Source organism: Acinetobacter sp. L-24 (genome assembly GCF_056857555.1).
In genome coordinates, this window is the sequence record NZ_JBSXNI010000047.1 from 125,359 (window position 1) to 142,532 (window position 17,174).

A 17,174-nucleotide genomic window follows, 5' to 3' on the forward strand; every position below is an offset into this window, starting at 1 on the left:
CAAAGCACTTGCATACAAAAGAATAAAGACGCAGTGAGGGATAAGCATGCGTGGAGTCGCAATTGTACTCATCAGCAGTTTGGCATTGCTGGGGTGTCATGGTAAGAAAGCCGTCGTTGAGCCTACACAGCCACTCAGCACTTTAAAAAATATCGATCTTGAAAAAAAACCGGGCTTTGTCGAGCAGCATCGTATCGGCATGTTCACCATTGGCGGTTGGGTCAATCAAAAGCAGGGCAACCAGTTTCAGACGGTGAAACCGCAGCATGATGAAGCCGCCATCGTGTATTTATACCGGCCCGATTCTAAATGGAATCGTCAGGAAATTGTCGCTGCCAGCCTGTTTATCAATCAAGAACATATTCCAAGCTTATTGCACAACCATTATTACTGGATTGAAGTGCCTGCAGGGACCTATCGTTTGAGTACCAGTCGACCGCTAGGCGCGCTGCATTTCCAGAAACCTAAATATCTGGATTTTACTGTCGAAGCGGGACAGTCTTATTTTATTAAATATGATGAAGAGAATATCAGTACACGCCGGAGTGTTTCAGGGCCACTCATGCTGATGCCGGAAAAAGTTGGTCTCAATGAAATTGCTTTTACTCAGCTAAAATCAGACAGTTTTAACTTCGTGGCACAAGATCAGGAAACTGGCCAGATTCGTAAAAAAGCCCAAAAAATTGAACCGACTGCTTATGATCCATCATTGGATGTACAGCTAAAAGCACCTTTTAAACTTTGGGATCCACGGACTTGGTAATTGACATTTTATTGAGAAAATATAATAAAAAAGCACCCTGAATGGGTGCTTTTTTATACAGATTTAATTAGCCCGCAGCAGCGTCAACTACTGGAATCTTACCAATTTTTGCTTGCCAGATTTTAGGTGCAGTCGCGTGAATAGAAGTACCATTCACATCAACCGCTACAGATACCGGCATATCTTTTACCACAAACTTGTAAATTGCTTCCATACCCAGGTCAGCAAAGGCAACCACTTCAGCTTCGCGAATAGCTTTAGACACGAGGTAAGCAGCACCACCGACAGCCATCAGGTAAGTTGCCTGGTTGTCTTTAATGGCTTCAACGGCAGCAGGACCACGGTCTGCTTTACCGATCATGCCGAACATGCCAGTTGCTTCAAGAACTTGACGCGTAAATTTATCCATACGCGTAGCCGTTGTTGGGCCAGCAGGGCCTACAACTTCGTCGCCGACTGGATCAACAGGGCCAACGTAGTAGATAAACTTGCCTTTCAGATCAACAGGAAGTTCTTCACCGTTGTTCAGCATGTCGACCATACGTTTGTGTGCAGCATCACGACCTGTATAGATTGTACCGTTAAGAAGAAGTGTATCGCCTGGTTTCCAGCTATTCATTTCTTCTTGGGTAATCGTGTCAAGGTCAACACGTTTAGAAGATGAAGAATCCCAAGTCACAGCAGGGTAGTCTTCAAGTTTAGGTGCTTGAATATGTGCAACACCTGTACCATCTAACTGGAAGTGTGCATGACGAGTCGCAGCACAGTTCGGGATCATACCAACTGGTTTACCTGCAGCATGACATGGATAATCTTTGATTTTAATATCAAGTACAGTGGTTAAACCGCCAAGACCTTGTGCACCAATACCCAAAGCATTTACTTTTTCGAAGATTTCGATACGAAGCTCTTCCATTTTGCTTTGTGGACCACGACGAAGCAATTCGTCCATGTTGATCTCTTCCATCAATGCTTCTTTGGCAAGCATCATGGCTTTTTCAGCAGTACCACCGATCCCGATTCCCAGCATACCTGGTGGACACCAGCCTGCACCCATGGTTGGAACAGTTTTCAGTACCCAATCCACGATTGAATCAGATGGGTTTAACATTGCTAGTTTAGATTTGTTTTCTGAACCGCCACCTTTGGCTGCCACAGTGATATCTACTTTATTACCAGGCACAAGCTTGTGGTAAATCACGGCAGGAGTGTTGTCTTTGGTGTTCTTACGACCAAATGCAGGATCAGCCAGAACTGATGCGCGAAGCACGTTCGAGTTTTCTAAATAACCCTGACGTACGCCTTCATTGATTGCATCATCCAGGCTCATGGTTAAATCGAATTTAACGTCCATGCCCACTTCAACAAATACGTTGACGATACCGGTATCTTGACAGATTGGGCGGTGGCCTTCTGCACACATGCGTGAGTTAATTAAGATTTGTGCGATCGCATCTTTAGCAGCTTTGTTCTCTTCACGATCATACGCACGGCTCATCGCTTGGATAAAGTCTTGTGGGTGATAGTAAGAAATGAACTGAAGCGCATCTTTAACCGATGTGATCAAGTCATCTTGCTTGATAATAGTTGTCATACAAATATCTCTTGAGCGGGCTGATAGCTAGCGGGCTAAATTATAAGACAAAAGAATCGGGTTGTGGGCATTTTGGGCGAGCATTGGCCGAAAGTTTATAGTTTAAGCAATCTGAGCAAGGACTTTAGCTATTCCATGGGTCAAATATGACAGCAAGTTGTCATATTCAATGTCATATTTCAGATAAAAAATACGCATAATTTTGCTTATTCCGTATTAAGCGATTGAATTTTATTAATTATTTTAAATTTAACAAAAAACCAGATTGTCATATAACTGTCATAAAACTTTTAGATAATGCAGCTATTGAAACGGGAGATCCTAACAATGGTTACAGGTATTTTGATGGCAGCTGGTTTTTGTGTATATATCGCTGCAACTTGGATGTACGGTCAGAAAGAAGATCAAGCCTAAGCTTTATCTTCTTTTTTATTTTAAGACATAAAAAAATTAACCTATCTTCAAATCTTCAAATCTTCAAATCTTCAAATCTTCAAATCTTCAAATCTTCAAATCTTCAAATCTTCAAATCTTCAAATCTTCAAATCTTCAAATCTTCAAATCTTCAAATCTTCAAATCTTCAAATCTTCGAATCTTCAAATCCAGTTATAAAAATATTTGAAAACTCAAATTTAAAAAGCATCTCTCCTATAGCTTACTCAAGCCATGTTGACCATTTACATTTTTAACCCAGAAAAACTCAAAGCCTGAAAACCCTTACACATGCGGCATTTTTTATTGCTTAGACTGTTTCTCTCAACTTCTAGAAACAGGCAAGTAGAATGAACAATTTTAATGCAAGTGATATTAAAGAACATGCTTCAGTCATTGCTTCATGTGGTACTCAAGTCGGGAAGGTGGACCATTTAGAAGGTCAGGATTCAATTAAATTAACAAGAAGTGATGATGAAAATAATGAGCATCATCTGATTCCCTTGAGTTGGGTAAGTGAAATCAAAGACGATAGCGTCGTGCTCAATAAAACTGCGGAAGAGGTACGTAAAGAGTGGACTACCTTATAAGAAATTAAAGTTAGTGGACTGAAAAGCAGGGCTGCTTCAGCTTAATTTTTTATGTCACAGACTTTATGAGTAACCGTTGAAAATGCCAGTTCGAAAGACTGGCATTTTTATTGTTTATTAAAACGAGATAATGATCGCGTGCTGAATTTATTGAAGCTATGAGTGTTTTTTTATAAAAAAACCACCTGATTTTTCAATCAGATGGTTTGGAAAACTTAAATTTAAGAAGTATTAAGCTTCTTGCTGCTCGGCCTGAATCGCGGTTAAGGCAATGGTAAACACGATGTCATCGACCAAGGCACCACGCGACAGGTCATTGACCGGCTTATTCAAGCCTTGCAGCATTGGTCCAACACTGACTACATTGGCAGCACGTTGTACCGCTTTATAGGTCGTGTTACCGGTATTCAGATCCGGGAAAATAAATACATTGGCACGTCCAGCCACTTGTGAATCAGGTGCCTTTTGGCGCCCCACGCTTTCCACCGATGCTGCATCATATTGTAATGGCCCATCAATCAACAGGTCAGGACGACGTTCTTTGGCAATGCGTGTAGCTTCCGCGACTTTTTCCACATCAGCGCCAGTACCCGAAGTTCCTGTCGAATAGGAAATCATAGCAATGCGTGGATCTATACCAAAGGCTTTGGCAGAATCGGCGGACTGGATTGCAATTTCGGCCAGCTGTTCTGCATCAGGGTCCGGATTGATCGCACAGTCACCATACACATAGACTTCATCTGGCAACAGCATAAAGAATACGGAAGATACCAGTGAGTAATCCGGAGCAGTCTTAATCAGCTGGAAAGCAGGACGTACCGTATTCGCCGTGGTATGCACTGCACCCGACACCAAACCGTCAACCTGATCCAGCGCCAGCATCATGGTGCCAAGTACTACTGTATCTTGCAGTTGTTCACGGGCCTGTAGTTCGTTGAGCTTGCCTTTACGCAGCTCCACCATCTTGTCGATGTAGTTTTCACGCACCAGATCCGGATCAAGAATTTCCAGATCTTCAGGCAATTCAATACCGCGAGCTTTGGCTACTTCTAGCACAGCTTCAGGCTTGGCCAGCAAAATACACTGTGCAATACCACGCGCCTGACAAATGGCCGCAGCCTGTACGGTACGCGGTTCATCACCCTCTGGCAGTACAATACGTTTTTTCGCAGCAATCGATTTCTGTACCAGTTCATGACGGAAAGCGGAAGGTGACAGACGTGGCTTATAAGAACCATTCAACATTTGATTCAGCCATTCCGGATTGATATGGCTTGAAACAAAACGTGTCACCTGATCTGCACGTTCGGTATCATCCACTGGAATTTCATTGCTGAGATTTGCCAGTTTTTGTGCGGTTTCAAACGTGCTGAGTGGTGTATGTAAAATCGGTAAACCTTGCTTGATGGCAGCCTGGCAGAATTCCAGTACATGATCATTTGGCTGTTGATGTTCAGTCAGCACCAGACCGGCCAAAGGAATCCCATTACTGCTGGCCAGACTACTTGCCAGTAATACATCAATCCGGTCAGAGGCACTAATAATTAATTCGCCAGCTACAAACTTATGTAGTTCATGTTCAATATTGGCTGAAATCAGACTACTGTGTTGCACACGGCGCTGTTTGGCTTCGCCTTCATTAATCCAGTAAGCAGAAATATGGGCTGCCAGATCAGACATACGCGGCACACTTAAGGTTTTACTGAAAGGCACCAAGCCAATCACTGGCAATTTTTCAGAGCCAATATGCGGATGCGTCTGCCGAATGGCGGTGATAAATTCTGCGGTTTCAGCTTTAAGGCGTAAATCCGGATTCAGCGTGACAGGAATCTGCGCAGATTCTTCAGGTAGACCCTTGGTGCGCATCAACATGATACCTGCCAGACGGGTAGAGCTGGCGCCACCAAAATTACGCAGCTGATGTTCAACTTTATCTGCGGTTTGGCTTGGCTGCTGAATATTGGCATTGCTGACGACAATAACTTTGGCATCCAGTGCTTGTGCCAGTGAAGCATTCAAATCATCGGCAAAACTGTCCTGAGTATTTGGCAACAGCCCTTCGACAATAATCAGGTCATGCTGTTTAGCAATTTGACGATGCAGACGCACCGCTTCTTCAAGCAATTCATCCTGTTCACCCAGATTGATCTGCTGCAAGACTTTGCTATAACGGATAGGTTCAACCGTTTCACTTTGAGAAATATGACGATACAAAGCCGTGGTGCGGTCTTCGATTTCATTCAATTCCTGGGCAAAAGGTTTCAGGAAACCAGCTTTTACCCCTTGGCATTCCAGTGCATAAATCAGGCCCAAACATGCAGAAGTTAAGCCTACGCCTTCCCCCGTGGGAACCAATAAAATTGTTTTCATAAATTATGTCAGTCGCAGAATAATAAAAATCAGTGAAAAAGAAGCTAAAGCCTGCTTATGCAGGCATTACCTCAGCTTGAGACTTTTTTGCAGTATTGCGCTCCACTTCAAGTTCAACCACACTTTGAACTTCCCGGGCAATACGGCCTTCTTCATCTGTTGGCACTACCCAGATTTGTGGGCCTGTACCTGAATCAATTCGGCCTTCGGTACCGCGTTTCAGCTCATTATTGGCATTTTTATCCAGACTGAAACCGAAATGAGGCAGGTAAGTCATGGTTTTTTCGCGGATATACGCTGAGTTTTCGCCAATGCCGCCAGTGAAGAACAGACCATTAAGACGTGGCAGACCACAGCTCAACGCTGCCAGAGATTTAGCTAAACGGTAGCAGAATACTTCAATCGCCAGTGCGGCATCTTCATTGCCTTGTTCTGAAGCTTCAATCAGGGTACGCATGTCATTCGACAGGTCAGACAGACCCAAAAGACCACTTTGGCTATTCAGCATCTTGTCAATTTTATAAATGTCCCAACCCAGGTTTTTCGCCAAGAAACTATGCAGGCTTGGATCGACATCACCACTGCGTGTGCCCATAACAATGCCTTCAAGCGGAGTTAAGCCCATTGAAGTATCTACACTTTGCCCATTCCAAACGGCACAGGTCGAGCTACCATTACCTAAATGCGCAGTTAACCAGCCACCTTGTTTGAAACTACCTGCCAGTTCAGAACCACGTTCTGAAACATAGGCATGACTAGTCCCGTGGAAGCCATAGCGACGCACACCATGAGCAGTATATAAAAATTTCGGCAGGGCATAACGATAAGCATGCGCTGGCATGGTTTGATGGAAGGCAGTATCAAATACTGCAACTTGTGGTAATTCCGGGAATAAGCGTTTGGTTGCTTCAATACCAATTAAGTGTGCCGGATTGTGTAATGGCGCAAGCGGCGTTGCTTCACGAATTTTTTCAATAATCTCGTCATTGATCAGTTCAGCTTTGGTCAGGCTGCCACCATGTACGACACGGTGACCGATCGCGTCCGGACGGTAGTTGGCCAGACGTTCAAGACCCACTTCAAGTGCTTTTTTGTGGTCAGCAAATGGAATATGGATATCGACCGGCTCATTGCCAACCGTCACACCTTTAATGCGAGCATTCTCTGTGCCTAAGTTCTCAGCTAAACCATGAATACGGAAATTCTGCTCCTCAAGAAGTAATGCAAACTTGATTGAAGAAGAGCCACAATTAATAACTAATACTGATTTAGACACGATTGATTACCCAATTTTTAATTAAAATTCTCGTCCATTTGCTTGACCCAATTGCGGGCAATGAAGCAGCAATCCAGATCAATGAATATGTTTTAACATTTGTTTTTTTTCTGTCCTAGATAGACTTTAGCAGATTAGACTTAAGCATTATCGACCGATTTAACAATAATAACTAAAATTTATCAGTTCATAGTTTTCATTTATAAATAAAATGATGCTGAAAATATAATCAATAAGAATACTAAACTCTGCTTAAATTTAATTTTAGAACAGATTAATTCTTTAGTTTAGCGCCTGAAAAGGCAAATATTGTTTTTACATACAATTCTATAAAGAGATTCATCAATAAAATGACCGGAAGGTTCTAATCCATCTATTTCAGTGTCAATTTTTCTGTCCATAAAAAACAGCCTCATTTATGAGGCTGTTTTAAATGAGCGATCTGAATACTTATTGGCGAATCTGACCATCACCAAAGACAATCCATTTCTGCGACGTCAGGCCTTCAAGACCAACTGGGCCACGAGCATGGATTTTATCGGTTGAAATCCCGATTTCTGCGCCTAAGCCATATTCAAAACCATCTGCAAAACGAGTAGAGGCATTGATCATGACCGAACTTGAATCTACACCCGCCAGAAATTCGCGAGCCAGACTGTAGTTTTCAGTAATAATGGAATCGGTATGATGCGAGCTATATTTGTTGATGTGCTCAATGGCTTCTTCTATACCAGAAACGACTTTGATCGCCAGAATCGGGCCCAGATACTCGGTATACCAGTCTTCTTCAGTGGCCGTAATGACTGCATCTCCAAGAATACGCTGGGTTTCCCGGCAACCACGAAGTTCGACTTTTTTCTCTTGGTAAAGCTCTGCGATGCGTGGCAAGAATTCTTCAGCGACTTTTTCATCGACCAGCAGGGTTTCCATGGCATTACATACACCATAGCGATGGGTTTTGGCATTGAGCGCAATCGGCAATGCTTTCAACAAGTCCGCTTGAGCTTCCACATACACATGACAGTTGCCATCTAAATGTTTAATGACCGGTACGCGTGCTTCCTCGGTAATTCGTTCGATCAGGCTCTTGCCGCCACGAGGCACAATCACATCCACATATTCGGTCATGGTGATCAACTGGCCAACAGCAGCGCGGTCAGTCGTGTTTACCACTTGTACGGCAGCCTCAGGCAAGCCTGCGACTTTCAGGCCATGCTGAATCGCAACTGCAATTGCCTGATTCGATTCCAGAGCTTCTGAGCCGCCCCGTAAAATAATGGCATTGCCTGATTTGAGCGCGAGTGATGCAGCCTCCAACGTGACGTTAGGACGTGATTCGTAGATCATGCCGACCACACCCAAAGGCACACGCATCTTGCCCAGTTGAATCCCGGATGGGCGATAAGCCATATCACTAATTTCACCAATCGGATCTTTCAGGCCAATGACATCTTTTAGACCCTGCAACATACCTTTAAAGCGTGCGGGGTTGAGTTCTAAGCGATCAAGCAGGGCTGAGTCCAGATTGTTGTTATGCGCCTTGGTCATATCTTTCTGGTTAGCAGCCAAAATAGCAGCTTGGCTATTTTCCAAAGCCGTATAAATAGCGGATAACGCATTATTTTTAGTTTGGGTGGACGCGCGAGCCAAAATGCGAGACGCTTGGCGTGCCTGCTGTCCTACCGTTTGCATGTATTGTTCAATAGACTCTTGCATAGCGGTTTGATCACTTAGAAATTTCATTTCGATATTAACAGCCTGCTGCTGCACAATGAAGCCCATCTGTTAAAAATCATCCGTTTTCGCAGACTTCTAAACATTTTGAAAATGTTTTCTGTTTAAAAGCAGATAAGTGGTCACTGAAGCGGTTGCTTGTGAAAAGCAGCTCTGTATAGAATGAAACACGCGACATTGATGTCATTTATAATTATTAAAGAGCAGGATGCATGTTCAGGCACACCGGAATGTGCCTGAATTATAAGATCTGTTAAGCATGACTTGCACAATAAAAATAAGGCAAGGACGGAGGAAAAGGAATATGAATTCCATTATCCACATGGACGCCCATGTATTGGAACAACATAGACACGATGGTTTTTTTGATTTTTATGATAAGCACAGTTTTAAGCAGCCACCACGCACCACCTGGATGGATGGCTGGAAAATCGAATATATGGCGATCGCCCGTCCAGATACCTTACATTTAAGACCAATGGTGATTATTGGGGGAGCTTTCCAGAATTTTAACTCCTACAAATATTGTGTAGAACAGCTTTTTGATGCAGGTCCCATCATTCTGATTGACCTGCCGTCCATGGGGGCCAACCAGCAGATTAGTAATGTCGACACAGGTCTGTCTGCCGGAACACTGGAGCTTGAAGACCTTGCTGCGATGCTAGGGCGCTGGCTGGAACAGATGCAGCTGCCGCAAGTGGCAATTTTAGGCATGTCCTTAGGGTCAGTGGTAGCTTCCTGTCTGGCAGATCAGCGTCCTGAACTGGTCGATCGGATGATTCTGATGGGCGTGATGCAGAAAACCCGTAAAAGCTGGCGAATGCTGCTGGAAGAATCCCTACACCTGATGAAAGAACAGCGTATGGATGAATTTGGTCAGGCCGTCATTTTGTACTTGGTGAATCATGCACGTTTGACAGAAACCCGAATGTCACCGACTGCAAAACGTTTGTTCTTTAAACAGATGGCGGAATTTACGGCCACCGAACAGGATCGTTATGATATTAACTGCAACCGTTTATTGCGTCTGACCAATGTCCCGATCCCGCAGTGCAAAGTACTGGTGGCATGTGGGCAATATGACAGTTTTACCTTGCCACATGAAAATGCGAATTTTGCCCTACAATGCCCGGATATGCAGTATGTGCAAATTGCAGGTGCTGATCATGTGCCGCAGTTACAACGTCGTAAAGAAACCATGCATCTGTTTGCAACTTTCTTGCGCGATGAAGCTGTTGATCAACTGGCAGGAATTATTCCGTTCACGCGTGAACAGATACAGCAGCTTGAACGTCGCGGTGAAGAGCGGATTCAGGTGCAAGATTCACAGCGTTTCCTCAGTCATCGTCATTCTGATCGTGTCTTGAATGTAGAGATTGTAGATATGAATTTCTTTGGGGTATTGCTGGAGTTAGATGCAGGACAGGCTGAGCGTGCAGCAACTTATCCACGTGATCTGGCCTTGCATCTGGAAGATGAAGCTGGGGAATTTCATATTGAGTGCCTCATCTTTGAACAGAATAACACCCAGCTGCGTGCCTTATTCAAACATGGCAGTTTTGAAGTCGCAGAACGTCTATTGGCTTTTGTAAAACGGCAGAAAATTTTGCAACAGACCGAAGTATTTGATACCGCAATTTAAAAAATATCAGCATTAAAAAACAGCGTACTTAAACGCTGTTTTTTTTCACGGCATGAACCATCCAGACCAGATCACCTAAATGTTCATCCTGTTCATGAGTCGGGTTTTGCTGACGAGGCTCGGCAAAATAACGTTGTGGTTGTTGTACCTCAACCTGGTCAAATCCTGCATCTTGAAAAAAGTGCTGCAGTTCTTGGGGGGATTTAAAATGAAAGGTAAACGCACTGCGAGACATGAATTTAAGTAGACGGCTACTGCTCCAGATAAAGTTCGCCAGTTTATTTTTCACCGGTTCAGGATAAATATCGCTGAGATAGTGAACTGCCGGGAAATACTGCGCATTTTCTGTAATCCCCTGCATCAGAATACCTAACATCTGCTGATCAAAATAATTAATCAGTCCTTCGCTAATGACCACTAAGGGCTGGTTGCGGTCAAACATCTGAAAAATACAGTCCAGTTCTTCACTAAAAATATCGGCAGTCAGGACTTCAGGGGCATACTGATCGATCTGCTGTAAAGCCTGCGTCTTGATCTTGGCCATATCCGGCAGGTCCAGTTCACGATAATTAATCTCGGGGAATTTCTGTCTGAAATTCCAGCTGCGTGGAGATAGTCCGCAGGCAATTTCAAGAACCTGAAGTTGTGGATGTTGCTCAATTAGTTGACACAAATGCTCATCAATCATCTGATGGCGCTGCTTAAGTGTAGTCCGCATGCTACCGCCGACATGGCGTTCTGCCCAGGATTCAAGGGGATGAAGCAGTTTGGCCAGGAACTTGCCTTTGGATGTAGCAAAGGCTGGATGTGAGATTCCCATTTGATACCAGATATAGCCGGTATAGTGCGCCGTAAAAGAAATATGGCGATGTTGCGAAAGTGAGTCTGTCATATTTGTTCTGACCTTATTGTTATTTTTAAGTTGATTGAATAATAGTGTAACCTTTTCATTACTATAATTAAAAAGGAACACCTTGTCGTGTCCCTTTTTCATATTGATTGGATTTAAAAAGTTTTAGCTGGATTGCTGTTTAAATGCCAGTATTTCATCACGGATCTCGCGCCATTCTTCACCCAGATCCAGTTCATCACCAATCTGGATGTTCGGGATGTTGCCGCGCATGCGTTCCAGGCGTTGCTGGTTCGGGAGGGGCAAATCTTCAATTCCTTCTAGTGCAATACATTGTGCTGCACGATCATTGCAGACCAGACCCATATCACAACCAGCTTTAAGGGCGGCCTGAATTCGGGCATCGGCATCACCTGCAACACAGGCAGCCTGCATGCTTAAATCATCCGAGAACAGGACACCGTCAAAGCCGAGCTCTTGACGTAAAACTTTCTGAATCCAGAATTCTGAGAATCCGGCTGGATTGGGATCTACCTGGCTATAGATGACATGAGCCGGCATCAGTGCATCCAGTTGTGATTGTAACTGGATAAAGGTTTGCATATCTTTTTGCTGAATCTCTGCATAGGAGCGCGTATCAATTGCTGCAGCAACATGCGAGTCTGCTTTAACAGAGCCATGACCGGGGAAATGTTTACCAGTTGAAGCCATACCGGCACGTTTCATACCTTTTAGAAATGCGCTGGCGAGTGGAATAATGTCCTGAATATTTTGGGCAAAGCTACGATCACCGATCACATCACTGATGTCATTCAGGTCCAGTACCGGTGCAAAGCTGAAATCAATTCCGACAGCCAGTACTTCAGTCGCCATCAGCCAGCCGCATTTTTCAGCCAGTTCAAGGGCACGCTGTGGATCGCTCGTATAAAGTTCGCCAAATTTCCCCATGGCAGGCAGCAGGGTAAAGCCTTGTCTTAAACGCTGTACACGACCGCCTTCCTGATCCACTGCAATTAAAATATCAGGACGCACCTGACGCATATGATCGGTCAAAGCACGGACTTGGGCGGGAGATTCGATATTGCGACCAAATAAAATCACTCCACCGACTTGCGGCGCACTTAATAGTTCAATATCTTCTTGAGTGAGGGTTGTGCCTGCGATGTCGAGCATCAATGCGCCAATCATATGCGGAATCCGTTTTAGAGTTTTCGGAGAAAACAATACCTGAATTCTGCAATGATTTGCTACACTTTGTCAGCACAGAATATGATAAAACTACACGACATAAACATATTAAGTTGTTTAAGATGCTGAATACGTTAAATTCTGGTCGAAAAGCAACACGGTCACATTGGTCTCTAGGCCAAGGAAGTACGAATTATTTATGAAATTTCAAACTATAGCTTGCGCAGTTGCGATTGCGACAGGTGGATTCTTTTTTACCCATGTAGTGAATGATGCGATTGCGGCCAATAGTAATGAAGTGGTCAGTAAAGCAATTCAGCCATCTCAAGAGCAGGCGCTGGTGTCACGTCAGCTGGCAACCCTGGTTGACCGTCAGCATTATTTAAATATGCGTCTGGATGCTCAGACTTCGCAGCGTATTTTTGATTTCTATATTGATAGTCTTGATCCGGAACACAGTCTGTTTCTGGCCCCAGAAGTTGAAAACTATAAGAAACGCTATGGTGCCAATTTTGGTGCCAATCTGAAAGCCGGCAACTTGTCTGGTCCTTATGAAATGCATGCGCAATATCAACAGCGCTTGCACCAGTTCTACACCTATATGTTGAATGAGCTGAAAAAACCGCAGAATCTGAATCAGCCAAATGTTTATATCGAAACGGATCGTGAGAAAGCGCCATTCTTTAAAACTGAGGCTGAACAGCGTGCGCACTGGTCAAAAATGCTGGTGTCACAGCTGATCAATCTGACCATCAGTAAAGAAGAGGAATTGGCCAAGCAGAAAGCGCTGAAAGCCAATCCGGAATTGGCCAATGGACAAGACCTGACTGGTCCTGAAGATCTAACGCCTGCGCAAACCTTGACCAAGCGTTATACCCGTCAACTGGAACGTCTCAGCCGCGTCAAAAGTGATGATGTGCTCGACAAGACACTGAACGCGATGATGCTGACTTATGATCCCCACAGTAATTACTTCCCGCCTGTGGATGCGATGGAGCTGAATCGTCAGACGACTTTACAGCTGGAAGGCGTCGGCGTATCGATTCGCCCGGAACGCGGCAATGAAGATTACACCAAAATTGAAACCATCGTTGAAGGTGGTCCGGCCAGCAAATCCGGTCAGGTCAAATCAGGGGATCGTATCATTGGTGTGGCCCAAGACGGCGAACAGATGGTCGATGTCATTGGCTGGCCAAGTAATGAAATTGTCGGTCTGATTCGTGGTAAACGTGGCACGAAAGTCACTTTACGCTTACTCGGTGCGGGTGCTGCCATGGGGCAGGCCCGTAATGTGACTATTACCCGTGACGTGATTCAGGAAGAAGATGCCGGTGTGCGTACACGTGTAGTCGACATTCAGCGCGATGGCAAGAAATATCAATATGGTGTGATCGAAATTCCGTCATTCTACCTGAACTATCGCGCACGCCGTGCCGGTACGGATTATCGTTCGGTATCCGAAGATACCAACAAAGCCTTGAAAGAGTTGGCAGCGAAGAATGTTGCCGGGATTATTGTTGATTTACGCAATAACCCGGGTGGTTCACTGGAAGAAGTGGCACGTATGCTAGGGCAAGTAATCAAGTCTGGCCCAGTGGTGCAGATCCGTGATGGCAATGGTAATGTCAGCGTCTTTGAAGATGATGATGGTGGTGCACAAACTTATGCGGGTCCATTGGCAGTGATGGTGAATCTGGCCTCTGCATCGGCCAGTGAAATTTACTCCGCTGCGATTCAGGATTATGAACGCGGGATTGTGATTGGCAGTACTACCACCGGTAAAGGTACAGCACAAGTACAATTGGATAGTCTGGCGCATGGTCAGGCGACATTGACGCAGCGTAAATTCTACCGTGTGACTGGTGGTAGTACCCAGAATAAAGGGGTCGTTCCGGACATTAAACTGGTCGATATTTATAACGAGGAGTTTGGTGAGCGTAAGGCCAAAAATGCCCTGCAGTGGGATACTATTCCAACGGCACCATTTAAACGCGAAGGTGCAGTACAGAAATACGTTCCTGAATTGGCTAAACTTTCTCAGCAACGGGTCACACTGGATTCTCAGTTCAAGTATTTAGAACAGCGTAAAGCCGTGATGAAGAAAGCTGAAGAAGAGAAACGTCAGGTACTGGACTTGCAACAGCGTAAAGCTGAGTTGATTGCCATGGAGCAAAAAACGCTGGACGCAGAAAACACTCGTCGTGCTGCAACAGGTCTGAAACCTTATCCAAACTGGGAAAGTTATCAGGCTTCACTGGATGCCTTGATTGAAACGCGTGCCAAGATGAAGGCCAAAGAACGTCCGGCTCTGCCTGAAGAAGAAGCGTTTGTGATTGAAGCGGCAAATGTGTTACTGGACTATGCCAAATTACAAGCAAAACCCTAAGTTTTAGCCTCATTGGTCGTTGATAAAAATAGCCTGTTTCGACAGGCTATTTTTTTATTTTGCAAATCTGCACGAAAGAACAAATAAAATTTTGCTATGAAGTGCCATCTGTCTAAATAAAAAGAAAAAAATTGTGATGGTGATCGAATAAATGAGCTAAAAAAATGAAGCTAAATATTTGCTTAAATTTGAAACACTTCTAATATATAAGTTGTATTTTATTTTTCTGTTGAGTCTTATTTTTGAGGCAATTCTCAACTTCAAAAGAAAGAAATATAAATTCTAAATTTTAGTTAAGACTGATGTTGTTGCAGACCAATTGGCTTGCATAGATGGTCAGTCTTGAGATTTTACTGAGCTCAAATTTGACCGGGTGAAAATGGAAATATCAGTGCAGAGCATAATAAAAATGATCACCGCTGGGGAACATTTTATATGATTGATATTCAGCATGATATTGGTCTGCTCATCGGGTCCGTTCTTTCTGCATTGGTTGCTTGCTATCTCATCGCACGGATTAAAAAATTTGCTTCAGGCGCTTTACAGCTAAACTTTAAAACCTTCAATTTAATGCTAACCGCCATGCTATTGGGCCTATTCATATGGTTGATCCATTTTATTGGGCTGACAGCAAGTTTTGTGCTGAATAAATATGAGATGGATTTGGGCCTGATGCTCCTGTCTGTTCTGGTGATATGCACTGCATCTATGTTTATCCTCTGGTTAAGTACCAGAAGTACCAGAAGTACCAGAAGTACCTGGTCATTTTTCCGGTCAGTTCTCGTATTAGGTGTGATCGCACTCAGCATCTTTGGCATGCACTCTATTAGCATGATGTCATTCAATTTTACTGCCGCCCATATGCAACAGTCACCGGAATTAGTTCAGGCACATGATCAGCTATTTCTGGCCATGATACTGATGAGTGGATTGCTGCTGGTAACGCTGATTTGTATCATCGTGTCCGAACTGCGTGTGGGATTACGCAACCGTCAGCTTGCATGGGCCAATCAACAAATTGAAAATCAGACCATTCAGGACAATCTGACCAAATTACCTAACCGTTTGTATCTGGCTGAATATGCAAATCTGCTGTTTTCAGGTCAGTCCGAACAGCAGCATGAAATTGCTTTTTTATATATCGATCTGGATCGTTTTAAAGCAGTCAATGATGTGTTTGGCCATCTGGTCGGCGATCAGTTGCTGATTCAATTGACCACGCGGATTCATCTGTTATTAGGCCATCATTCCAAGCTGCTCAGAATTGGTGGGGATGAATTTCTGCTGGTACTGGAAAACACATCTGTCGCCAAAGCTGCAAAAATGTCAGAACAGATTCTTGAACTGATTCAGGAAAGTTTCCTGATTGAAGGCAAGAGTATTCATATCTCGGGCAGTATTGGCATTGCCATGTATCCGGAACACGGCAAGAATTTACAGGATCTGCTGGTCAATGCTGATGCCGCCATGCTGAGTTCCAAGTATCAGGGGCGCAATACCTATTCAGTCTTTAATTATTCTACCGACCAGGATGAAAGCAAGAGCCAGAGTACCCTGATTAATGACCTATATAAAGCCGTGGAAGAGCAGCAGTTTGTGCTGTTTTATCAGCCCAAGTTTCGGACCAAAGACCGTAGCTTGTGTGGGGTAGAGGCATTAATTCGCTGGAACCATCCCCAGTTTGGTTTGCTCGGCCCGAATCTGTTTATCAATGCGGCTGAAAAAACCGGACTGATTATTCAAATGGGCTATTGTGCATTGGAGCTGGCCTGTCAGCAGATTCAAAAATGGCAACAGACACATACTGAATTTTTCCCTATCGCGGTCAATTTGTCTGCAGTACAATTTGAGCATAAGCATTTGTTTAGTACTTTAGAAAAGTTATTTGCACAATATAAAATCAGTCCTCAGCATTTAATGATCGAGATTACTGAATCGACTGCCATGCATCATATTGATGTGAGTATGCGCAGCTTTAAGCGCTTAAGACAAATGGGCATCCGTCTAGCCATTGATGATTTTGGTACAGGGCATTCCAGTTTTCTCTATTTAAAGAATTTCGCCGTAGATGAGTTAAAAATTGACCGGGAATTTATCAAAAATCTGGCAGTCGGCTCCAAAGAGGAAATGATTCTGGAAAGCATTATTCAGCTGGCCATAAAACTGGGCTTGGTGGTGACCGCCGAAGGTGTTGAAACAGAAGCGCAAGCAGAAATTTTAACCCGGCTCGGTTGTGAACAGTTACAAGGCTTTTTGCTGGGCTTGCCGGTAGATGAACAACGACTAGAAAACTTACAATTCCGTTAATAGCGCTCTAATTCATTGAGCGTCAGGATAGACAACATGGC

11 protein-coding genes are annotated in these 17,174 nt (G+C 44.0%); 5 read left to right on the forward strand and 6 right to left on the reverse strand.

Going from position 1 to position 17,174, the window contains the following annotated elements:
- The first annotated feature begins 46 nt into the window (after positions 1–46).
- Entirely contained in the window at positions 47–763 is a 717-nt protein-coding gene (locus AC13CK_RS15045) for a DUF2846 domain-containing protein (protein ID WP_004729543.1), read from the forward strand.
- A gap of 67 nt (positions 764–830) precedes the next feature.
- On the opposite strand, the gene AC13CK_RS15050 is transcribed toward AC13CK_RS15045, so the two are convergent.
- Positions 831–2,357, reverse strand: a complete 1,527-nt coding sequence (locus tag AC13CK_RS15050; RefSeq protein ID WP_004278405.1) for a fumarate hydratase — start codon at positions 2,355–2,357, stop codon at positions 831–833.
- Between the two features lie 783 nt (positions 2,358–3,140).
- Between AC13CK_RS15050 and AC13CK_RS15055 the strand changes: the two genes are divergently transcribed.
- Positions 3,141–3,380: a DUF2171 domain-containing protein gene (locus AC13CK_RS15055; RefSeq protein WP_004729548.1), complete on the forward strand. Its 240-nt coding sequence runs from the start codon at positions 3,141–3,143 to the stop codon at positions 3,378–3,380.
- A gap of 231 nt (positions 3,381–3,611) precedes the next feature.
- On the opposite strand, the gene pta is transcribed toward AC13CK_RS15055, so the two are convergent.
- From pta to AC13CK_RS15070, 3 genes are all read right to left on the reverse strand, one after another.
- Positions 3,612–5,750 carry a phosphate acetyltransferase gene (gene pta / locus AC13CK_RS15060; RefSeq protein WP_409651879.1) on the reverse strand — a complete coding sequence of 713 codons (2,139 nt, stop codon included), beginning with the start codon at positions 5,748–5,750 and terminating at the stop codon, positions 3,612–3,614.
- A 55-nt stretch (positions 5,751–5,805) separates the two neighbouring features.
- On the reverse strand, positions 5,806–7,026 hold the full coding sequence (locus AC13CK_RS15065) for an acetate/propionate family kinase (RefSeq protein WP_313564721.1): 1,221 nt from the start codon (positions 7,024–7,026) through the stop codon (positions 5,806–5,808).
- 450 nt (positions 7,027–7,476) lie between these two features.
- On the reverse strand, positions 7,477–8,742 hold the full coding sequence (locus AC13CK_RS15070) for a glutamate-5-semialdehyde dehydrogenase (protein ID WP_425879274.1): 1,266 nt from the start codon (positions 8,740–8,742) through the stop codon (positions 7,477–7,479).
- A gap of 322 nt (positions 8,743–9,064) precedes the next feature.
- On the opposite strand from AC13CK_RS15070, the gene AC13CK_RS15075 reads away from it, so the two are divergent.
- Positions 9,065–10,402, forward strand: a complete 1,338-nt coding sequence (locus AC13CK_RS15075) for an alpha/beta fold hydrolase (RefSeq protein WP_425879147.1) — start codon at positions 9,065–9,067, stop codon at positions 10,400–10,402.
- A 28-nt stretch (positions 10,403–10,430) separates the two neighbouring features.
- Here AC13CK_RS15075 and AC13CK_RS15080 read toward each other — a convergent pair whose 3' ends face one another.
- Positions 10,431–11,294: a class I SAM-dependent methyltransferase gene (locus tag AC13CK_RS15080; RefSeq protein ID WP_425879149.1), complete on the reverse strand. Its 864-nt coding sequence runs from the start codon at positions 11,292–11,294 to the stop codon at positions 10,431–10,433.
- A gap of 123 nt (positions 11,295–11,417) precedes the next feature.
- Positions 11,418–12,440: a beta-N-acetylhexosaminidase gene (gene nagZ, locus AC13CK_RS15085; RefSeq protein ID WP_425879151.1), complete on the reverse strand. Its 1,023-nt coding sequence runs from the start codon at positions 12,438–12,440 to the stop codon at positions 11,418–11,420.
- 199 nt (positions 12,441–12,639) lie between these two features.
- Here nagZ and AC13CK_RS15090 point away from each other — a divergent pair, with 199 nt between their 5' ends.
- Positions 12,640–14,826, forward strand: a complete 2,187-nt coding sequence (locus AC13CK_RS15090) for a carboxy terminal-processing peptidase (RefSeq protein WP_005245962.1) — start codon at positions 12,640–12,642, stop codon at positions 14,824–14,826.
- Between the two features lie 435 nt (positions 14,827–15,261).
- Positions 15,262–17,133: a putative bifunctional diguanylate cyclase/phosphodiesterase gene (locus AC13CK_RS15095; protein WP_482831285.1), complete on the forward strand. Its 1,872-nt coding sequence runs from the start codon at positions 15,262–15,264 to the stop codon at positions 17,131–17,133.
- The last annotated feature ends 41 nt before the right edge of the window (positions 17,134–17,174 follow it).